At 59.1% G+C, this 21,285-nt stretch carries 17 protein-coding genes; 8 read left to right on the forward strand and 9 right to left on the reverse strand.

The window, feature by feature from the left end; translation table 11 throughout:
• Window positions 1-88 precede the first annotated feature (88 nt).
• Window positions 89-1,087, reverse strand: a complete 999-nt coding sequence (lipA, locus tag BKX98_RS02380) for a lipoyl synthase (protein ID WP_073706029.1) — start codon at window positions 1,085-1,087, stop codon at window positions 89-91.
• Window positions 1,088-1,120: 33 nt separating this feature from the next.
• Window positions 1,121-1,795 (reverse strand): lipoyl(octanoyl) transferase LipB, encoded by a 675-nt coding sequence (lipB, locus tag BKX98_RS02385; RefSeq protein ID WP_255314534.1) that lies wholly within the window; start codon window positions 1,793-1,795, stop codon window positions 1,121-1,123.
• Window positions 1,796-2,020: 225 nt separating this feature from the next.
• Between lipB and BKX98_RS02390 the strand changes: the two genes are divergently transcribed.
• The gene (locus BKX98_RS02390) at window positions 2,021-3,385 is read left to right on the forward strand and encodes a protein kinase (protein WP_158024648.1); all 1,365 of its coding nucleotides are present in this window, start codon (window positions 2,021-2,023) and stop codon (window positions 3,383-3,385) included.
• 78 nt (window positions 3,386-3,463) lie between these two features.
• On the opposite strand, the gene BKX98_RS02395 is transcribed toward BKX98_RS02390, so the two are convergent.
• The 4 genes from BKX98_RS02395 to BKX98_RS02410 all read right to left on the reverse strand — a co-directional run bounded on the left by BKX98_RS02395 (window position 3,464) and on the right by BKX98_RS02410 (window position 8,972).
• Window positions 3,464-3,814, reverse strand: coding sequence for a hypothetical protein (locus BKX98_RS02395; RefSeq protein WP_073706031.1), 351 nt, complete (start codon window positions 3,812-3,814; stop codon window positions 3,464-3,466).
• A 111-nt stretch (window positions 3,815-3,925) separates the two neighbouring features.
• Window positions 3,926-5,680 (reverse strand): 2-oxoglutarate dehydrogenase, E2 component, dihydrolipoamide succinyltransferase, encoded by a 1,755-nt coding sequence (sucB, locus tag BKX98_RS02400; RefSeq protein WP_073706032.1) that lies wholly within the window; start codon window positions 5,678-5,680, stop codon window positions 3,926-3,928.
• Window positions 5,681-5,797: 117 nt separating this feature from the next.
• Window positions 5,798-7,177, reverse strand: coding sequence for a dihydrolipoyl dehydrogenase (gene lpdA / locus BKX98_RS02405; protein ID WP_121867014.1), 1,380 nt, complete (start codon window positions 7,175-7,177; stop codon window positions 5,798-5,800).
• Between the two features lie 280 nt (window positions 7,178-7,457).
• On the reverse strand, window positions 7,458-8,972 hold the full coding sequence (locus BKX98_RS02410) for a leucyl aminopeptidase (RefSeq protein WP_073706033.1): 1,515 nt from the start codon (window positions 8,970-8,972) through the stop codon (window positions 7,458-7,460).
• 253 nt (window positions 8,973-9,225) lie between these two features.
• Here BKX98_RS02410 and BKX98_RS02415 point away from each other — a divergent pair, with 253 nt between their 5' ends.
• The 4 genes from BKX98_RS02415 (at window position 9,226) to BKX98_RS02430 (ending at window position 14,106) form a co-directional block, all read left to right on the forward strand.
• On the forward strand, window positions 9,226-10,188 hold the full coding sequence (locus BKX98_RS02415) for a proteasome assembly chaperone family protein (protein ID WP_073706437.1): 963 nt from the start codon (window positions 9,226-9,228) through the stop codon (window positions 10,186-10,188).
• The gene (locus BKX98_RS02420; protein WP_190263733.1) at window positions 10,185-11,447 is read left to right on the forward strand and encodes a nitrate/nitrite transporter; all 1,263 of its coding nucleotides are present in this window, start codon (window positions 10,185-10,187) and stop codon (window positions 11,445-11,447) included. Before BKX98_RS02415 ends, BKX98_RS02420 begins: the two co-directional genes overlap by 4 nt.
• Window positions 11,448-11,536: 89 nt before the next feature.
• Window positions 11,537-12,640, forward strand: coding sequence for a DUF4192 family protein (locus tag BKX98_RS02425; RefSeq protein ID WP_073706034.1), 1,104 nt, complete (start codon window positions 11,537-11,539; stop codon window positions 12,638-12,640).
• 254 nt (window positions 12,641-12,894) lie between these two features.
• Complete coding sequence (locus tag BKX98_RS02430) at window positions 12,895-14,106, forward strand: RNA polymerase sigma factor (protein ID WP_121867011.1); 1,212 nt, start codon at window positions 12,895-12,897, stop codon at window positions 14,104-14,106.
• A gap of 124 nt (window positions 14,107-14,230) precedes the next feature.
• Here the strand turns inward: BKX98_RS02430 and BKX98_RS02435 are convergent, their stop codons facing one another.
• Complete coding sequence (locus BKX98_RS02435) at window positions 14,231-14,455, reverse strand: hypothetical protein (RefSeq protein WP_038991880.1); 225 nt, start codon at window positions 14,453-14,455, stop codon at window positions 14,231-14,233.
• 221 nt (window positions 14,456-14,676) lie between these two features.
• Between BKX98_RS02435 and BKX98_RS02440 the strand changes: the two genes are divergently transcribed.
• Window positions 14,677-16,785, forward strand: a complete 2,109-nt coding sequence (locus BKX98_RS02440; RefSeq protein ID WP_073706438.1) for a type IIA DNA topoisomerase subunit B — start codon at window positions 14,677-14,679, stop codon at window positions 16,783-16,785.
• Between the two features lie 72 nt (window positions 16,786-16,857).
• Here the strand turns inward: BKX98_RS02440 and BKX98_RS02445 are convergent, their stop codons facing one another.
• A complete protein-coding gene (locus BKX98_RS02445) occupies window positions 16,858-17,820 on the reverse strand; it encodes a M56 family metallopeptidase (RefSeq protein ID WP_066144395.1) in 963 nt (320 codons plus the stop codon).
• 23 nt (window positions 17,821-17,843) lie between these two features.
• Entirely contained in the window at window positions 17,844-18,215 is a 372-nt protein-coding gene (locus tag BKX98_RS02450) for a BlaI/MecI/CopY family transcriptional regulator (protein ID WP_073706036.1), read from the reverse strand.
• Between the two features lie 399 nt (window positions 18,216-18,614).
• Between BKX98_RS02450 and BKX98_RS02455 the strand changes: the two genes are divergently transcribed.
• Both BKX98_RS02455 and cydB read left to right on the forward strand, forming a co-directional pair.
• The gene (locus BKX98_RS02455; protein WP_073706037.1) at window positions 18,615-20,213 is read left to right on the forward strand and encodes a cytochrome ubiquinol oxidase subunit I; all 1,599 of its coding nucleotides are present in this window, start codon (window positions 18,615-18,617) and stop codon (window positions 20,211-20,213) included.
• 24 nt (window positions 20,214-20,237) lie between these two features.
• Complete coding sequence (gene cydB, locus BKX98_RS02460) at window positions 20,238-21,263, forward strand: cytochrome d ubiquinol oxidase subunit II (RefSeq protein ID WP_073706038.1); 1,026 nt, start codon at window positions 20,238-20,240, stop codon at window positions 21,261-21,263.
• The last annotated feature ends 22 nt before the right edge of the window (window positions 21,264-21,285 follow it).

A 21,285-nucleotide genomic window follows, 5' to 3' on the forward strand; every position in this document is an offset into this window, starting at 1 on the left:
TGAACGGGCAGTGGAATGGCCCCGGAACCCGCGATGGTTTCCATCTGCAGGCCCGGGGCCATCGTCCAAACTGGTTCGCAAGAACCAGCTACTTGATCAGCGAAGCTGCTTCCTGGCGAGTGTTGCCCGAAGACTCGATATGCGACAGGGCCTCAGGGATTTCCCGGCCCTTCTTGCGCATGGCACCAGCCCAGAGACGGCCAGCGCGGTAGGAAGAGCGAACCAGTGGCCCGGCCATGACGCCCGAGAATCCGAGTTCTTCGGCTTCCTGCTGAAGTTCAAGGAACTCCTGCGGAGTGACCCAACGGTCAACTGGCAAATGCAGGTCCGTGGGGCGCAGGTACTGGGTCAAGGTGAGCAGATCGCAGCCGGCCTCATAGAGGTCGCGCATGGCCTCTGAAATTTCTTCACGAGTTTCGCCCATGCCCAGGATCAGGTTTGACTTGGTGATCAATCCGCGCTTGTGGCCGTGGGTGATGACATCCATGGAACGTTCGTAGCGGAAGGCCGGGCGAATGCGCTTGAACAGGCGGGGCACGGTCTCGACATTGTGGGCGTAGACCTCCGGCTCCGAATCGCAGATGACATCCAGGTTCTCGGGCTTGCCGCTGAAGTCGGGAATCAGCAACTCGACGCCGGTGTTCGGGTTCATCTTGTGGATCTGCCGCACCGTCTCCGCGTACAGCCACGTGCCCTCGTCTTCGAGGTCATCGCGGGCAACACCGGTGACGGTGGCGTAGCGCAAATCCATCTTCTTCACGCTCATGGCCACCTTGAAAGGTTCCGAGCGGTCGATGGCCACCGGCTTGCCGGTGGCAATCTGGCAGAAGTCGCAACGGCGGGTGCATTCGGAACCGCCGATGAGGAACGAGGCCTCGCGGTCTTCCCAGCACTCGAAGATATTCGGGCAGCCTGCCTCTTCGCAGACGGTGTGCAGCCCCTCGGACTGCACCAGGTTCTTCAGCCCCACGTATTCCGGGCCGATGTTGAGTTTCGCCTTGATCCACTCGGGCTTGCGCTCCACGGGAACGGCGGAGTTGCGCTTTTCGACGCGCAGTAGTCGACGGCCTTCTGGCTCGATGCTCATTGACTGCTCTTTCTGAATGAAGTGAGTGGTTGTCTAGACGACTTGCGGGGTAAGCAGACGCTCTATTTCCGCTTGAACTCGGTCAACGACGTCTTCAGGGGTGACGGTACGGCCCAGTTCTTCGGAAATGGTGGTGACACCTGCATCGGAGATGCCGCAGGGGATGATCTGGTCGTATGCGGAAAGCGCGTTCGAGCAGTTCAAGGCGAATCCGTGCATGGTGACGCCGTGGTTGATACGGATGCCGATGGCTGCAATCTTGCGGTCCTGCGCGCCGTCTTTGCCTGGTACCCAAACTCCGGAACGGCCCTTGATCTGGGCCGTTGGAATGCCAAGCTCGCTCACGACGTTAATTAGGGCTTCTTCCAGGGTCTCCACGTAAAGACGGATTGCGCTGATCTTGCGGAGCTTGACAATGGGGTAGCCAATGAGCTGTCCCGGGCCATGCCAGGTCAACTTGCCACCGCGGTCCACATCCACGACGGGGGTGCCGTCCAGCGGGAGGTCTTCGGGTTCGGTGCGCTTGCCTGCGGTATAAACCGCTTCGTGCTCCAGGAACAGGACTCTAGGGGTTTGCGTGTCCGCGGCTACCGCATCATGCAGTTGGATCTGATAATCCCAAGCTTCCATGTAGGGCACAAATTTTGAGCCTAGTCCGACTCGTTCGAATTCGATCGCCATGACGGCTAGCCTACGCTCTTGAACGATCGGTCGCTAATTCAGTGCCGTTCAGCTTGCCTGTGGATATCCAGCTTGCATTTCCTGTTTGTGGGATACAACGGAAACATGGATGAATCAACGAATGTTCTAGCGTGGCCGACGAGCCCTGGGCATGTGACTGTCAAGCCGCTAAGTGCCAAGTCACCATGCAAAGTTTGGCTGATCCGGAGGGAAAGCGACCAGATGTATCTGACGCTTAAACTTAGCCTGACTATGGAAAACATCACTTCTCTGCGCCAGGAAGAGTTCAGGCAGTCGCGGAAATATGTCGTCGATTTTTACGGAACCCTGCCGACTCAATTCGGTGAGGGGCTGGTCATGGAATATTGTCCCGGCGGGAGTTTGGCAGACCTCGTTTCCAGCCGCAGCGCCTTTGCGCTTGGTGAATGCGTGACTGCGTTGGCTCCCATTGCGCAAACTCTATCGGTCATGCATTCGCAGGGCCAACGCCATGGGGACTTGTCGCCAGCCAACATCCTGCTGACCGCCAAGGGCATGCCGAAGATCATCGACTTCCAGGAAGCTGCTTCGTCAAGTCAAGCGCTTACTGGTTCCGGCACACCCGGATTCGTCGCCCCTGAAATGCAGGCCGGGGCGATGGAAAGCCAAGCTGGAGAGCAGGACGTGTACTCGCTGGGCGCCTGCTTGTGGTTTCTCCTGTCGGGACGGGTTCCCGAAGATGAACTGATGCGTCCACCAGCTAGCGTGATGTTCCCCGGCGTCCCCTCGATCATTCATGAGCTCTTGATCGATTCCATGAATCCGGTGCCGCAAGCGAGGCCAACCGCCGACCAGTTTGCTCGAACCCTGTTCGCGAGTTGTCCAGCTGAGCCCATCCATTGGGAAGGCCATGTAGCTGCTGAAGCTACTCATCTGATGGAAACCATCCATCCAACCCGGGAATCGGGTGCTGCGCACAGGCGCTCAAAGCGTGCACGGGATGCCGCAGGAGGGCAGCGGAATAGCGGGAATGATCAATCCTGGCACAGCCATCGGTTGCGCAGAACACCCGGGGCCGTGAAGCTGGCTGGTGCTGCCGTCTTGGGCATCATGGTCGTGCTCGGGAGCATGGTGGGCGTCAATTATTTCCGGGCCGCTGTCGCGAACGAAACGACTGCGCCGGCAATGGCGCCCCCAGCAGAACAAGAGTGCCGAATCAAGGATGGTGCACAAGTGCCCGCCTGTGCGTTGAATCGAGAAACGGTAATATCGGCATTCTTGGCACTTTCACGAGAACGAGACAAGGCGATGGGGCAGCTGGCGGGGGAGAGGCTCAAGGAGCTCTACACTCCTGGTGCAGAGCAATTGCAGCGCGATCTGGAAACGATCGATCAGCTACGGGACATGGGTTTGGGACTTGAAGGTCTGCGCACAGGACTGAAGGATGTGACGGTATCCGCCCGCGGACAGGGTGACACTGTCATTCTTGCCGCGACTTCGACCCAAGAAGAATACCGTTACGTTGATGCTGAAGGGGCCACGATGCACACCGTCCAGGCTGCCGAGCCGCAGCGCATTGAAGTTGAAATGGTGCTGGAAGAAAGCGGCTGGAAGATCGGCAAGGTATTACGACGTTAAATGCATAATGGCGGGAGACGAAACCAAGGCTTGCTCAAAGCTGTTGGTTTCATCTCCCGCCATAACGGCTGCTGCGGATTAGATCCAGAGAACCGCAATCGCGATGTTGATGAAGGCCATGCCACCCACTGCATGGGCAATACCGGTAGAAACTTCCTCGCCGTTCTTCATCTTCTTGCGGCCAATGAAAGCTGCGACCAGAATGATGAGTGCAATCAGTGTCTTGATGCCAATCTTCATGTGGTTTGGCGAACCGTCGCCGGCCTCGAGAATCCCGACCATGGCCAGACCCGTTACCAGCTGCACGATGGCGCCGTACCACTGCCATACAGAGACCGTAGGGGTCTTGAAATTGGCCAGCCAGCCACCGAAGATGGCTGCTGCGCCCAAGATATGCACGAAAATCAGGAGAGAAAGAAGAATAGTCATGACACTAGCCTAATCTATTTTCGACTGTTCGTAGAAAACGCAGAATCGCCCCTGCCGAATCAACGGCAGGGGCGATTATCTACCTAGGCGACGAGGGCCGCAACTGGATCTTTACAGCCCCAGTTCGCCTTCGAAGGCGCCACCTTCAAGGCGAGCCTTGACGGTCTGCAGGAAGCGGCCTGCATCGGCGCCGTCAACCAGACGGTGATCGTAGGTCAAGCACAGGTACATCATGTGGCGGATGGCAATCGAATCGTTGCCTTCTGCATCGGTGACGACCATTGGACGCTTCACGATCGCACCGGTGCCCAGGATGGCTACCTGTGGCTGGTTGATGATCGGGGTGTCGAACAGTGCGCCAACCGAACCGATGTTGGTGATCGAGAAGGTGCCACCGGACAGCTCGTCTGGACCGATCTTGTTGCTGCGGGTACGTGCAGCAACATCAGCAATACGCGAAGCCATGCCTGCCAGGTTCAGATCGCCAGCGTTCGACACGACAGGAACCAGCAGGCCCTTGTCGGTGTCGACTGCGAATGCCAAGTGCTCGGCATTGTGGTAGGTGATCTTCTGGGTCTCTTCGTTGTACTCAGCGTTCAGCTTAGGGTGTGCCTTCAGGCCCTCGGCAACAGCCTTGGCGATGAATGGCAGGTAAGTGAGGTTCACGCCGTTGGTGGCCTTGAAGTTGGCCTTGGCCGCAGCTCGCAGCTTCACGATGCGGGTCATATCGATTTCGTGGACCTGGGTCAGCTGAGTCGATATGTCCAGGGACTCGCGCATGCGGCGAGCGATAACCTGGCGGATACGTGGAGCCTTTTCCTCGGTGCCTCGCAGCGAGGAAACCTCCACTGCAGGTGTAGCCGGCTTTGCGGCGGCAGGAGCAGCGGCGGCAGGAGCAGCTGGAGCAGCAGCTTCCTGGGCTGCAACAGCGTCCAGCACATCCTGCTTGCGGATGCGACCGCCAACACCGGTGCCCTTCACCGAAGCGATGTCGATGTTGTGCTGGTTAGCCAGGCGGCGTACCAGAGGGGTGACGTACCCGGACTCGTTGTTTGCCTCGGCAGCAGGTGCAGCTGGAGCGGCAGGGGCAGCAGGTGCTTCTTCCTTGGCTGGAGCTGGGGCGGCCGGAGCCTCTTCCTTGGCTGGAGCTGGGGCGGCCGGAGCCTCTTCCTTTGCAGGAGCAGCAGCTGGAGCCTCTTCCTTGGCTGGAGCAGCAGCTGGAGCCTCTTCCTTGGCTGGAGCGGCTGCTGGCGCGGAGCCAGCGGCACCGATAACGGCCAGTACAGCGCCAACTTCAGCGGTTTCATCCTCTGGAACACGAATTTCCAGCAGGGTGCCAGCAACTGGGGAAGGAACTTCGGTGTCTACCTTGTCGGTGGAAACCTCAAGCAGTGGCTCGTCGACGGATACCTCATCGCCAACTTCCTTCAGCCAGCGGGTAACGGTACCTTCGGTCACCGACTCGCCCAAGGCTGGCAGTGTAACTTCGGTACCCGAGGCAGCGCCACCGGCAGGTGCGGCTGCAGGAGCTTCTTCAGCTGCCGGTGCAGCTGGTGCTTCCTCTGCGGCTGGTGCCGCTGGTGCTTCTTCAGTGGCTGGTGCTGCTGGTGCAGCGTCGCCGGAGCCGGAGCCATCGCCGATGCGAACCAGTGGGGCACCAACTTCGGCGTCCTCGTCCTCGGCCACGAAGATTTCCTCGATGACGCCAGCTACCGGCGAAGGAACTTCAGTGTCAACCTTGTCGGTGGAAACTTCCACCAACGGCTCGTCTACCTCTACGCGGTCGCCGACCTGCTTCAGCCAGCGGGTTACCGTACCCTCGGTAACGCTTTCACCCAGTGCGGGTAGGTTTACGGTTTCAGACATCGTCCCGTATCTCCTTGTTTTATAAAGCTTGAAAAGTGGTGGGAGGCGTTGCCTCCGAGCCTAGTGCATTCAGGCAGCGCCTTATATCAACGCGCTGCCTGAATGACCAAAACGTGATTAACCGTGCAGCGGTGCGCCGGCCAAAGCCATTGCGGCTTCGCCCAGGGACTCGTTCTGGGTTGGGTGAGCGTGGATCAGCTGCGATACGTCCTCTGGGTATGCTTCCCAGTTCACGATCAGCTGCGCTTCACCGATCTGCTCGCCAATGCGTCCGCCGATGCCGTGAACGCCAACGATTGGGCCGTTCTTGACGCGGACCATCTTGATCAGGCCACTGGTGCCCAGGATCGAAGACTTGCCGTTGCCAGCCAGGTTGTATTCAGTGGTTTCGATCTGGTCTGCACCGAACTTCTCCTTGGCCTTTGGCTCGGAGTAGCCCACCGAAGCGATCTCAGGCTCGCAGTAGGTCACCTTCGGGATGTTGATGTCCTCGATGATGGTTGGCTTCAGGCCGTGGATTTCCTCGGCAACGAAGCGACCGTGCTGGTAGCCGCGGTGTGCCAGCTGTACACCTGGGACGATGTCGCCAATGGCGTAGATGTTGCCAACGCCGGTGTGCAGGCGCTCGTCGGTGATCACGAAGCCGCGATCGATGGTGATGCCCTGCTCTTCGAAGCCGAGGCCTTCGGTGACTGGACCGCGACCCACTGCAACCAGAACGATGTCTGCTTCCAGTACGTTGCCGTCAGCCAGCGAGACCTTGACGCCGTTGGCGTCCTGCTCGACCTTTTCGAAGAAGACGCCGGTGTTGAACTTGATGCCGCGCTTCTTGAAAGCACGCTCCAAGGTCTTGATGATGGCTGGGTCTTCGTTTGGAACCAGCGAAGGAAGGCCCTCGACGATGGTGACATCGACACCGAAGGAGTTCCATACGGAAGCGAACTCGACGCCGATGACGCCGCCGCCGAGCACGATGGCGCTCTTTGGCAGGTCTTCCATGTTCAATGCTTCGGTGCTGGTCAGTACGCGGCCGCCGATTTCCAGACCGAAGGTCTTGGAGGTGGAGCCGGTAGCCAGGATGATGTACTTGCCCTTGTATACGGTGCCATCAACGTCGATGGAATCTTGGGAGACAAGACGGCCGTTACCGGTGATAACGTTGACCTTCTTCATCTTGAGCAAGCCCTGCAGGCCCTTGTGCTTGCCAGCAACAATGCCTTCCTTGTACTTGCGCACGCCAGCCAAGTCGATCGACTCGAGCGTGGTGTTGATGCCGTACTTGGCACCCTCGCGAGCGTTTTCAGCCAACTCTGCTGCGTGCAGGTAAGCCTTGGTTGGGATGCAGCCGGTGTGCAGGCAGGTGCCGCCCAGCTTTTCCTTTTCAATCAATCCAACGGTGTAGCCCAGCTGGATGGCACGCAATGCTGCCGAGTATCCAGCGGATCCGCCGCCGAGGATGAGGACATCAAATTCTTGCGTTGCTGCCGAATCGGCCACGTGAACGCTCCCTCGTATTCGCTTAGTGAGGCCGGCTTTGGCCGACCAGGGGATCGGGTGTGGACTTTCTGGAGCGTGACACATGCTGGCGCGCACCTTTGATCCACGGTGATGTTTCAAAACTTACCTTAGTACCGTCGAATGGCTAGAGTCACCTTCGGGGCACTAAAAGTCAGGTATGTCTCTAATTTTGAGCTCATCCCGGCATCGGCCAATTGATTCTGGCGATACCGGGATGAGTTTCATGGCACTGCAGCTGCTTTGCCGCTGCGTTTAACGGCTAGTTCGCTGCGGCAACCTGTTCTGCGTAGGCAACCAGGGTGCGTACCTGCGAGCCGGTGCCGTTCTTCGGGGTGTAGCCCCAGGCGCTTCCCTCGTTGAAGGCCGGACCAGCAAAGTCGATGTGGGCCCAAGGGATCTTCTTGCCGTCGACTTCGCCGACGAACTCTTCGAGGAAGACGGCTGCGGTCATCATTCCGCCCATGCGTTCACCGATGTTCGCCAAGTCGGCGACCTGCGACTCGATGGATGGACGCAGCTCTTCCGGAAGCGGCATGGCCCAAGCCAATTCGCCCACCTTGTCCGAAACGGCAACCAGGTCGCTGGTGACCTGCTTGTCGCCCATGACGCCTGCAGTGCGCAGGCCCAGAGCCAGCATCTGCGCGCCGGTCAGCGTAGCGATGTCGATCATGACATCCGGCTTTTCCAGGCTGGCTGCGGCCAAGCCGTCAGCCATGACCAGACGGCCTTCGGCGTCTGTGTTCAGCACCTCCACTGTCTTGCCGCCGAACATCGTCAGCACATCGCCCGGACGGGTCGAGGCGCCGCCTGGCATGTTCTCCGCCAGGCAGAGCCACGCGGTGACCTTCACGTTCAGCCCTAGTTCTGCGACGGCGGCGACCGTCTGGAAGACTGCGGCGGCACCGGACATGTCCGACTTCATGGCGTGCATGCCTGCAGCAGGCTTCAGCGAGGTGCCACCGGTATCAAAGGTGATGCCCTTGCCGATCAAGGCAATGTGCTTGGCTGCCTTCGATGGCGCGTACTCGACCTTGACCAAGCGCGGCTGGCGAGCCGAACCGCCGCCAACGCCGATCAGGCCTCCGAAGCCGTCCTTGGCCAGGCGCTTCTCATCGAAGATGGTGACCTTCAGCGGCAGCGACTTGGAGTAGTCCTTGACCGCCGCGGCGAAGGTCTCCGGGTACAGCACGTTGGCGGGGGCATTGATCAGGTCGCGGGTGCCGCGGACCGCGCGGCCCAGGATTGCCGAGCGCTTGAGCACGGCTGGAAGATCCTTGGAAGTGGCCACCGAGGTGACGATCTGGGCTTCGGCCAGTACTGGCTTCTCGCTCTTCTTCGACCGGTGGTTCTCGTAGCGGTAGCTGCCCAAGGCGATGCCTTCAGCCACGGCGGCAACGCGCTCAACGCTGTCGGCAGGCAAAGCGAAAATGGCGCTCTTGGCGTTGCTCAACTGGCGGGCAGCCGAGCCAGCTGCACGGCGCAGCTTCTCTTCGGTCAGATCGGCCAGCTCGTCAACGCCAAGGCCGATGAACTGCAGGACCTTGGCCTTCGTGCCGTCCACGCCAGGCAGCGCGGTGATTTCGTCGGCCTTCCCGGCAACGCCCAAAGCCGAGAGCGACTGCTCCAGCGAGGTAGTGGTGTCGGCGGCGAAGGGGGATGCCGCGATGGACACCTTGTCGCCGTTCTTGAGTACGCCCAGGATGAGGGCGTCAGCGCTCTTGCGCTTGATGTCAGTGCCAATGGCGCTCAGAGTGAGATCACTGGAGTTGATCACAAAATCATTCCTTCTATGCCTTTGTAGGGTCTAAGGTCGCGACAGCCCAAGTGGTATTCCGGAGCAGATCCTGCCGGTGGGCTGTGCGTCTCCTGCATCTAGGTTATCCGAGGTTCCGCGTCATCGTGCGTTACTTCACAGCGAGCGAAAGCCAAGTAGCGATAGGATGGAGCATTGATCTGTTGCAGAAGTTCAGTCCTGGCCGATGGTTGCCGCCCTGCTGTGCCGGATGCCGACCCTGAATGAGGAGAAAATGTCCAAGGATTCGTTGATGACGCTGGTCGCAGACGATTTGGATGACTCGCGCCTTCAAGGTCTTGGCATGTTCATCTCGCTGAAGAGCATCAGTGATGCCGGGCATAATCACGCGCAGGTCTCCAACGAGCTTTTCGGCCGTCTGGAATCCGAACTCTTCGCCACTTTCGATGCCGACGAGCTGATCGCCTACACCTCCCAGCGCCCGCGCGTCTCTTTCCTCGGCGATCACTTCGCCGGATACCAGGCCCCGCGCATCGAGATCTACCTGATGACTGATGAGATGGACCGCAAGTTCTGGTTCCTCAACGGAGTTGAACCGGATCTGAAGTGGGAACGCGTAATCGCGGAACTGCAGTCTTTCATCGAGGCCTTCAACGTATCGCTGGTTGTTGGGACCGCATCATTGCCGATGCCGGTGCCGCATACCCGGCCGGTCGGTGTGACCGCCCACGGCAACCGCAAGGATCTGATCGAGAACATCTCGACGTGGAGTCCCACGGTTGAATCTCCGGCAGGCTTGGCCTCGCTGCTCGAAATCCGCCTGAGCGAAGCCGGTCGGGATGTCGTGGGCTACTCGATGCATACCCCGCACTACCTTGCCGAATCCGAGTACCCGGCGGTTGCCGTTGCGACGCTGGAGTATGTGGGCGCGGCGCTGAAGCTGGCTCTGCCGACCGACAAGCTGCGCGAAGCGGCCCGATTGGTTGACCAGCAGCTCGCCGAGCAGCTTCAAGCCAATAGCGACGTCCGCCAGATGGTGGACGGATTCGAGGAACGTTTCGACGCGCATGCCAAGGAGCACGAGTCGCGTTCGCTGTTGCTGGACGAAGATGAGCAGATGGCGGATGCCGAGGAACTGGGCGCCAGTGCCGAGCATTTCCTGGCCGCCATCGAGAACACCGAAGATTGGTTGAAAAACGGTCATATCGAACCGTTGCCAGGTGATCACGACCAGTGAGCCAAGCCCAGCTGAATTCGCCGAAATCGTGGCTCGTCTTCGGCTTCGCAATTCTTGCCTACATTTCTGCAATTTCCCAACGCACCAGCTTCGGAGTCGCAGGCATCCAAGCCACCGAACGCTTCGGTGCCAGCGCACAGATCCTGGCGACGTTCTCGGTCGTGCAGCTCGTTGTCTATGCCGGGGCGCAGGTCCCCGTAGGGCTGCTGCTGGATAAATTCGGGCCCCGCATCCTGATTACCTGCGGCGCCTTGCTGATGGCTGCCGGCCAAGCGTTCCTGGCGATTTCGGTCAACGTGCCCATGGGCTTGGCCGGGCGCGTTATGGTCGGCATGGGCGACGCGATGGTCTTCGTCTCCGTGCTCAAGCTCTTGCCCCTGTGGTTCTCCGGTTCGCGCATTCCGGTGCTCACCCAGCTCACCGGTACTTTTGGCCAGCTCGGGCAGCTGATCAGCCTCTTTCCATTCCATATGATCCTGCTTGGCGTCGGCTGGTCCGCGGCATTCTCGATCATGTCAGGGTTCGCTTTCGCCACCTTCATCACGACGATCGCCTTCGTGCGCAATGGGAAGAACTGGAATGGGCATGGCGCGGGGGAGCAGGAGACCGGCTCGCGGATCTCGCAGGCATGGAAGCAGCCAGGGACCCGCTTGGGTTTCTGGACCCACTTCACTACGGCCTTCATGATCAACACCTTCATGATGACGTGGGGCTACCCATTCCTTGTCGAGGGCCAAGGCATAGACGGCGCGTTAGCTTCGGGCCTGATGGCTGTATTCGTTGTCGTCGCCATCGTGCTGGGTCCGATCCTCGGCGCCTTGACCGCGCGCCATGCCAGCCAGCGTTCCAATATTGCGTTGTCCATCGTGGGCTCCATCTTGGCGCTATGGGCGGCCGTTCTGCTCTGGCCAGGACAGGCGCCGCTATGGATTCTGGTGCTGCTGATGGTCGTCATTGCCGCCGGCGGCCCGGCCTCAGTGATCGGTTTCGACTTCGCACGTACGTTCAACCCGCCGCGGGTTCTGGGAACTGCCACCGGCCTGGTGAATACCGGCGGATTCATCGGAGCATTCGTCACCATCTACGTCATCGGTTTCATCATGGACATGCTGCACAAGGCCAACGGCTCGGTCGGAGAACTCTACAACCTGCCGGCTTTCCGGGTGGCACTGTCCTTCCAATTCGTGATGGCATTGCTCGGGATGGCATTCATGGTCATCGAACGCCGCAAGGCGCGCCGATTCCTCGCCGAACAGTAACCGCCGGCCGCGAGGCCCGGACCAGAAGGTTCTCCACAGCTCGCACGCGTTGACGTCCTGTGCCAAGCGCCGCGATGCACCGTGGAGCCATGACAACTACACCAGAACGCCATCCCCTCTCGCTGTCCAGCTGCGAGGACATCCTGGCCTATGTGCCTCATGCCCTCGGCTTCTATCCGCAAAATTCTGCCGTGCTCATGCTGATCGACGAGGACCACCTGGAAGCGACCCTGCGTGTCGATTTGCCGGAAGAGGACACTTCGTCCGAGCGGGAGTCGTGGACCGCGCAGGTGCTTCGCCTCCTGGATCGCATGCCCCATATCCAAGGGGTGGTTCTGGTGGTCTACGCGCCGGAAGATTCGCTGGCCGAGGGCCGTATTCCGTACTCGCACATGGTTGCGCAGCTCGAACAGGGGCTGGCCGGCAAAAAAGTCCTGTTGCGCCACACCTGGTGCCGGCAGGGCCGATTCGTCTGGAACTACGCGACCGACGACTACGCAGAGCCGACCCCGGTGCGCCCGCTGGAAACCAACGAGACGCATCTGTCGCTGGTCTTTGCTGGATCAGCACCGTTGGATGTTCCATGGGACGGCAGTGGAATCCCTGAGTGGCCGCAGGCCGCCGAGATCCTGAAGATTGTATCCAGCCAGCAGCACAACGTGATCAACTGCCTTGAAGCATGGCTGCAGACGATGGACCTCGCCGAAACTGAAGCCCGAACTTGGATCCACGAAGAGCATGAGCACACCGCACTGCTGCTTGGTTCCCTGGAAGTGAAAATCGTCCGAGACCTGCTTCCGTATTTGGCTGGCCAAGGTCTGGACGCGGCATTGGATGTGCTGTTTGGCGTGATGCGCGGAGATCGGGAAGCGGCTGCCTCGCCCTTGACCAACTATTTGCTGGGCCGTGGTTGGCATGCGCCAGACTGGCAGCGGATTGACCGGCTGTGGTCGGTAGCCAGAGACCTGCTCGGTGTGGCCGAAGGCAACAACCGGCAGGCCCTGCTGTGCATTCTTGCCTGGATCGAGTGGGCACGAGGCCGGGGGACTATGGCCTTGTGCCTGCTGGGCAGGGCTGTAGAAGAAAACCCGAACTACGAGTTGGCGCGGTTGCTGCAGAAACTGATGTCCCATGGAATCATGCCCGAGTGGGCGACCGATAAATTGCGGGCTTGGCGTGCCAATTTCAGCTGAGCAACGGAGGCCGGAGTGTCTCAAGTGGTGTCCTGATGCTAATTCATGGATAATGGGACAACAGACCCGGTTAGGTTCGAATTGCCTAGGTCTTGAAATCTGTGGATTTCGGGAACATTAGGCGGGCTTGATGCGTTGATACCAATGTGCCAGCCCTAGGTGTTTAGTCAGCGACTGAGCACTATCGGACTTGACAGGGTCATAGTGGTGTTACCGGCAGGTGCATCCGGAACGCATCGTTAGAAAGGTTATTCGTGTCATCTTCTGAGACGAACGCTAATCGCATAGCAACTGAGGCCGAGGTCGACGCGGCTGAGGCCGAATCAGCCACCCCTGCAGCGAAGAAGCGCGCTACCAAGGCCAAGCCTCGGACTAAAAAGGTCGCTGCCGAAACCGCAGCGCAAGACGAATCAACCGGAGCGTTGGCTGACGCCGATGACGATGCTGAGCCAGGCACCGATTCGAAGGATGCGAAGTCCGACGATGAATCAAAGGGCTTCACACTTTCAACCGGTGATGACGACGCTCCGCAGCAGCAGGTCATGGTGGCCGGCGCGACCGCTGACCCGGTCAAGGACTACCTGAAGCAGATTGGCAAGGTTGCCCTGCTGAACGCCGAGCAAGAAGTCGACTTGGCCCTGCGCATTGAAGCTGGCCTGTTCGCAGCTGACAAGCTGGAGAAGGACGATGGTTCGATGGATCAGCGTCTGCGCTGGGACTACGAGCAGATTATCCATGATGGCAAGATCGCCAAGAACCACTTGCTGGAAGCAAACCTTCGACTGGTAGTTTCCCTGGCCAAGCGCTACACCGGCCGCGGCATGCTCTTCCTGGACCTGATCCAGGAAGGCAACTTGGGCCTGATCCGTGCGGTGGAGAAGTTCGACTACACCAAGGGTTTCAAGTTCTCGACCTATGCCACTTGGTGGATTCGCCAGGCAATCACCCGTGCCATGGCTGACCAGGCGCGTACCATTCGTATTCCTGTGCACATGGTTGAAGTCATCAACAAGCTGGCCCGTGTCCAGCGCCAGATGCTTCAGGATCTCGGTCGCGAACCGACCCCAGAAGAGTTGGCCAAGGAATTGGACATGACCCCTGAAAAGGTCGTCGAGGTCCAGAAATACGGCCGCGAACCGATTTCCCTGCATACCCCGCTTGGCGAAGACGGCGACTCCGAATTCGGTGACCTGATCGAAGACTCGGAAGCTGTTGTGCCAGCCGATGCAGTGTCCTTCACCCTGTTGCAGGAACAGCTGCATTCGGTGCTCGACACGCTTTCGGAACGCGAAGCAGGCGTCGTGGCAATGCGTTTCGGCCTGACCGATGGCCAGCCTAAGACGCTGGACGAAATCGGCAAGGTCTACGGGGTGACCCGCGAACGCATTCGCCAGATCGAATCCAAGACGATGTCGAAGCTGCGCCACCCATCGCGTTCCCAGGTGCTGCGCGACTACCTAGACTAAGAATCTGAGGATGTGGCCAGCAGTTTATGCAATGAACTGCTGGCCACATTTTTTATTGCCATTAATGCAAGAAGAAGGCGACCCAAAGCGGGTCGCCTTCTTTGATCAGCAGTTGGCCACGAGATTAGTCGTTGGCGTCTACCTTGGGCTTTTCGTAGAGCCGCGAGGACTCATCCTGCCATAGGGAAGTCTGCGGACGCAGTTTTTGCTCTACATCGCGGCTATGGTGAGCGCAGAAAAGCAGCTCACCGCCGGTCGAAGCCAGCACGGCTCGCACGTAGGCCTGTGCGCCGCAACGGTCGCACCGGTCGAGGGCGTTAAGTTCACGACTAGCGGTCGTAGTAGTCATTGCCAGCCTCCTAAAGTTGATGGTTACTCTATACAACCAGCTTGGATCCCGACTTTATCCCGAATTGGCTGTTCTTTCGCTCACCGCGTAGCGCATGTGGATAAGCTCATACCTGCCCGGCGTGCTCGCCAGCACCGGAAAATAGCGGGTATTCGAACACATTAACGATTAGAATATGAACCAAGACGTACTTTCTCATGCAAGTAGGAGACATCAGCTCAGTGGCTTCATCCGACAATTACAGTGCCCGGCACCTTTCCGTATTGGAAGGCCTGGAAGCAGTTCGTAAGCGACCAGGCATGTACATTGGCTCCACCGACTCCCGTGGCTTGATGCATTGCCTCTGGGAGATCATCGATAACTCTGTTGACGAGGCGTTAGGCGGGTTTGGGCAGGCCATTGATGTTATCTTGCACTCTGACGGCTCGGTCGAAGTCCAAGACGATGGCCGTGGCATCCCCGTGGATGTTGAACCCAAGACTGGGCTGAGCGGTTTGGAAGTCGTCTTCACCAAATTGCACGCCGGTGGCAAGTTCGGCGGTGGCTCCTACAGCGCATCCGGCGGCCTGCACGGCGTGGGCGCCTCAGTAGTAAATGCTCTGTCGGCCCGCTTGGACGTGGAAGTTGACCGCGGCGGCAAAACCTACGGCTTGCAGTTCCGTCGCGGCGAACCAGGAAAATTTACCGATAAGGGGCGCAAGAAAGCCGATGCGGCGTTCAAGGCCCATGAGACCGCAACGCCTCCGGGAATTATCGGCAAAGCCAAACGCGGCGTAACCGGAACGCGCATTCGCTACTGGGCCGACAGCCATATCTTCACCCCGGATGCGAAATTCTCCTATAAGGAATTGCAGGATCGCGCCCGCCAAACCTCCTTCCTGGTCCCGGGGCTGCGCATCACCCTGCGTGATGAACGCGGACTGCCGGACACCCCGGGCGCAGACGGACCCCATGAGGAAGTGTTCCAGCATGACGGCGGCATTAGCGAGTTCGTCGACTACCTGAGCAGCGATTCACCGGTTACAGACATCTGGCGTTTCCAAGGCAGCGGTTCCTTCCATGAAAAGGTTCCGGTCATCGACAGCAATGGCCGCAGCCATATTGAGGATGTGCAGCGCGTCTGCGAAGTGGACGTGGCGGTCCGCTGGGGGATCGGCTATGAAACCACCCTGCGCAGCTTCGTCAATATTATTGCGACGCCCAAGGGCGGTACGCATACCGCAGGCTTCGAGCAGGCCCTGCTCAAGTCCTTCCGCAAGAATATCGAAGCCAACTCGCGCAAGCTAAAGTTCGGCCAGAAAGACAAGCTGGAAAAGGACGACGTTCTGGCGGGCTTGACCGCCGTGCTGACCGTCCGATTGGCCGAGCCCCAGTTCGAAGGCCAGACCAAGGAAATTTTGGGTACCCCACAGGTGCGCCAGATTGTTTCCAAGGTACTGGAAAAGGCGCTCAATGATCGTCTGGGCTCCAGCAAGCGCAACGAAAAGGCTGAAGCCTCCACGCTGATGGAGAAGGTCGTCAACGAGATGAAGTCTCGTGTGTCGGCACGCATGCATAAGGAAACCCAGCGTCGCAAGACGGCTTTGGAATCCTCGTCGCTGCCAACCAAACTGCTTGATTGCCGGAGCAAGGAAGTCGGCAAATCCGAACTGTTCATCGTCGAGGGCGACAGCGCATTGGGCACCGCCCGACTTGCACGCTCCAGCGAGTACCAGGCGTTGTTGCCGATTCGTGGCAAGATCCTGAATGTGCAAAAGGCGTCGATCTCGGACATGCTCTCCAATGCTGAGTGCGCAGCGATGATCCAAGTGATAGGTGCTGGTTCGGGCCGCAGCTTCGACATCGAGCAAGCGCGATACGGCAAGATTATCCTGATGACCGATGCTGACGTTGACGGTGCGCACATTCGCACCCTGCTGCTGACGCTGTTCTATCGCTATATGCGTCCGATGATTGAGCACGGTCGCGTCTATGCGGCGGTCCCGCCGTTGCACCGCATCGAGGTAATTAATCCGGGCGCCAAGCAGAACGAAGTCATCTACACCTACTCAGAGACGGAAATGACCAAGCTGCTGGCCAGCTTGGAGAAGGAAGGCCGACGCTACAAGGAGCCGATCCAGCGCTATAAGGGCCTGGGTGAGATGGATGCAGACCAGCTGGCTGAAACCACCATGGATCCACGCCATCGCATGCTGCGCCGTGTTGGCATCGAGCATGCGCAGGCAGCCGAAGAAGTCTTCGACCTGCTGATGGGCTCGGATGTGGCACCGCGCAAGAAGTTCATCATCGACGGCGCCGACGATCTTGAACGGGAACGCATCGACGTTTAGAACCGCAGATGCAACGACGTCCTTGAGCTCCACTGGGGTTCAAGGACGTCGTTGCATGGGATCGAGCGGGTGCTACCAGTCCAGCAGCCGTGGCGCTATGAGCAGAACTGTCGGGCAGACCATCAGCATGATGGTGCTCAGCAGCACCAGTGCCCGTTGCGGGCGGCTCAGCGGATCTTGCGGGGAGAGCAAGCGCTTGAGCCTGCGGGATGATACTTCGCCATCGGGCATGCCAACCAGACCGGCGCTAGAGGCATGAGGCGTTGACGAGCGGTCATCCATGGTCGCTGCGGTGGCCACAGTGACGATGGCTTTGAGCAGCGTCTGCCGATTGGCCTTTTCCAGCGCTTTGTCGTCGGCCAGCATTTCGATCAGTTGGCGCACTGCATCGAGTCCAAGCCGTGAGGTCGGCAACCAGGGCAACGCTTCGTGCCAGGCAGTGAAGGCCAGGATTAGCAAATCATGGCGTTGATCCAAATGGGAGCGTTCATGGGCGATGACCGCCTGCTGCTCTTGAGCCGAAAGCTGGGTGAGCAATCCCCGTGACAGCACGGTCACCGACTGCGAGATGCCGGGCACGCAGTATGCCACGGGCATATCATGATCGATAACCAAGGTGTTCGCGCGCGTCTGCGAGGGGTTGCTCAACAGGCGAAGTAGCTGCCGGTGCTTGGCTCGTTGGCGGGAGGTGCGCCAAGCAGCGCGCATGAGGGTCAATACCAGGTGGAAACCGAAGAGCAGAGCTGTGCTCAAGGCGAAGAGGTGCACGATGCCGGGGTAGGGCACACTCGTGTCTCCTGTCAGTAGGAGCCATCCACCATGCAGCGCGGAGATCAGATCATCGCCCAGTGGGTCCAAGCCCCAGACAAGCATTGAGCCGATCATGGAAAGGCCACCGCCTAAAGCAATGGCTTGCCACAGGAGTACCGCTTGCACTGGTGAGCGCGCGGTCCAATTCGCCTTGGATAAAGCCAACGGCGTCGGCCACGCCAATGCGATAGCCAACGCCGCTAGGAAATATGAGGTGAGAAGCACTCAGTCCCCGAAGTTCATCTAAATTATGCGGACTTTACTGAGTCCAAGATAGCACGCAGGGAAGCTGCTTCGTCGGGGGAGATGCCTCCAATGAATCGTGCCAAAACTGCTTCACGGTCCTGAGCGGTGCCCAGTGCGTCGTTGAGCAGTCCAACGGTGTGATCCTCACGGGAGGATGAAGCTGCGTATCGGTGAGGGCGGGTAGTGCGCTCGCGCTCCACCAGACCCTTCTTCTCGAGACGTGCTAGTACGGTCAGCACCGTCGTTACTGCGAGTTCTTTCGCGTCGGTGCCAAGCACCGCCAAATCATCACGAAGGTCATTCGCGGTGAGTGGTTCTGCGGAATCCCACAGAAGATCCATGACGGAGCGTTCCAGATCGCCAAGGCTGGCCACTAGGTCGTACCTCACTTGCATTAGTTCTAACGCGGTTGCTTGCACTCAGCGAGAGCATGCAGACTGCTTGGGCTCTTAATTGTAGCCATCTTTCCACAATATTTCTACGGAGCGTAAAAGAGATGGGTGAGTACAGGCTTTAGCAGTTTCGCTGCGCGTTATGGGAATGTCCCGGGTGAAACTTGTTGACTTGGGTTTTTTAAGAGCCGTAGACACAACCCTGTCAATAGGCTTAGTATTTGCGCTCGCGCCCGCGGTGTTGAAATTTGCAGCCGGCAAAACCTGCTAATCCCGTCGATTTCTACAAGCTGTCGAAATCGTCTATTCTGGCCTTGGAGGTCTTTTCTACGAAACGTAGAAAAGCGGTTTACATTCCATCCCACGATAGTTGAGGAATCCATGGATGCTCTAGAGATTGCCCGCTGGCAATTCGGCATTACGACGGTCTACCACTTCTTGATGGTGCCCCTGACCATTGGACTGGGCTTGACCGTGGCCACATTGCAAACCATGTGGCATCGCACCGGCAACGAGCACTGGCTGCGAATGACAAAATTCTGGGGAAAGCTTTTCCTCATCAACTTCATCATGGGCGTTGCCACGGGCATCGTCCAGGAGTTCCAATTCGGCATGGCCTGGAGCGAATACAGCCGTTATGTCGGCGACGTATTCGGTGCCCCGTTGGCCATGGAAGCACTGCTGGCCTTCTTCGTCGAATCGACCTTCCTGGGGCTGTGGATCTTTGGCTGGAAGAAGCTTCCCAAGCGTGTCCACCTGGCTACGATCTGGTGCGCTTCCTTGGCAACGATTCTTTCGGCCTACTTCATCCTCGTGGCGAACTCATGGATGCAGCACCCGGTGGGAACGAAAATTGTTGACGGCCGCGCCGTGATGACCGACGCATGGGCGGTGTTCACCAACAACACTGCGCTCGTGACCTTCCCGCACACCATCTTCGGCGCCTTCGCCGTTGCCGGCGGCTTCCTGCTGGGCATCTCCTGGTTCCACCTCTACCGCCGCCGCAAGGAAGGCATCGACACCGTGGACGCCAACGGATATGTAGTCGTGGGTGAAGACCCAAACCGCGGCAAGAACCGCGACAAGACCGACTACCAGGTCTGGATTAAGTCACTGCGCATCGGTGCTTCGGTAGCCATGGTCGCCTTTCTCGGTGTTGCTCTGAGCGGGCACGAGCAAGCAAAGCTGATGTTCGAACAGCAGCCGATGAAAATGGCAGCGGCAGAGGCAGCTTGCCATGATGGTACCGGCTTCTCCGTGCTGTCGTTGGGCGATATCAACGCCCAAGGCGCAACCAACTGCGACAACGTCGTAGCTGTCTTCGAAATTCCGGGCATTCTCTCGTACCTGGCCAACGGAGATTTCACCACCGAAATCAAGGGCGTGAATACCCTGATTCCGGAATACCAGGAAAAATACGGCAAGTACTATCCAAGCGATGAGTCCTTCGGCCAGTACGCGGGCCAGGAAATCAACTACCTGCCCGTGATGGAAGTGACCTACTGGGGCTTCCGCTTGATGATCACTCTGGGCGGACTCTCGGCACTGGCAGCCGGCGTCGCGCTGTGGATCACCCGCAAGGGCACCGTCCCGGAAAGCAAATGGCTTTCGAGACTGGCGGTATTGGGCATCGCCGCACCCTTCGGCGCCAACGCCACCGGCTGGATTTTCACCGAAATGGGCAGGCAGCCGTTCACCGTTGCGCCTAACCCGCAGATGGGCGGGGTGGACCAGGTGTTCATGTATACCGCGGCCTCGGTCTCTCCTACCGTCAGTGCAGGTGAAATGCTGTTCTCGCTGATCTCGCTCACTGCAATCTATGGCGTGCTGCTGGTTGTGGAACTGGTCCTGCTCACTCGCTACATCCGAGGCGGCGTGGCATCGGCAATGCCGGAGCTCGAAGCGGCAGATCATTCGTCATCCGGGGGCCCTAAGGGGCCTGACAACGATGATGACGACGTACTGGCATTCGCCTACTAGCGGAACGGACGAAGGAGAATTTCAATGGATTGGCTTCCAACACTTTGGTTCGTTGTGATAGCGCTGCTCTGGTGCGGCTATCTCTTCCTTGAAGGCTTCGACCTCGGGGTCGGCATGCTCATCGGGCTTGGACGTTCCACTGAGAAACGCAAGCGCCTCTTGCTGAATACCATTGGCCCGGTCTGGGACGGCAACGAAGTGTGGCTGCTGACCGCCGGTGGCGCGACCTTCGCCGCCTTCCCGCACTGGTACGCTTCGCTGTTCTCGGCACTCTACATTCCGTTGACCATTGTCCTGGTGGCATTGATCTTCCGTGCTGTGGCCATCGAATACCGGGGCAAGGCGATCACCGCCGCAACCCGGAAAGCATGGGATCTGGCCCTGGGCCTCGGATCGTTGGTCGCTGCCTTCGGCGTCGGAGCCATGCTGGCGTTGACCACCTTGGGGTTGCCCTTGAATGAGAACGGGGACCGGATCGGCGGAGCCTTCGCCTGGCTGAATTGGCATGCCATTCTCGGTGGCGTAGCGGTGGTGGCGTTCTGCTGGATCCATGCATTGGCTTTCCTGCGGTTGAAAACCGACGGTGCGGTCCGCCACGAAGCAGGCAAGCTCGTAGGCCGCTGGCTGCCGGTAGCAATCCTGCCCCTGGTCGCGTGGGCACTGCTGGTGCTGCTGGATAACGACTCCGGCATCGCATGGGCAGTGATGGGCCTGGCGGTCATCGCCCTGGCTGCATCGATGATCAGCGGACGCGCTGGACGCGAAGGAGTTTCCTTCATCGCACTGGGAGTAACCCTGTTGGCCGGAGTCGCCGCGATCTTCACCGCCGCTTACCCGGTGGTGCTGCCGTCGACCATTGACTCGGCCTTCGATCTCACCGTGGCCAACGCGTCAAGCACGGCCTACACCTTGAAGCTCATGAGCATCGTCGCTGCCTTTGGCGTGCCGATGGTCCTGGCCTACCAGGCGTGGAGCTACTGGGTATTCCGCAAGCGCTTGCGCGAAGAGCATATTCCCGACACCCATCGTGTCGTCTCGATCATCAAGTAACTGCGTTTTCGACGGAAAGAGT

Source organism: Glutamicibacter sp. 0426, assembly GCF_001906485.1.
Lineage (GTDB): Bacteria > Actinomycetota > Actinomycetes > Actinomycetales > Micrococcaceae > Glutamicibacter > Glutamicibacter nicotianae.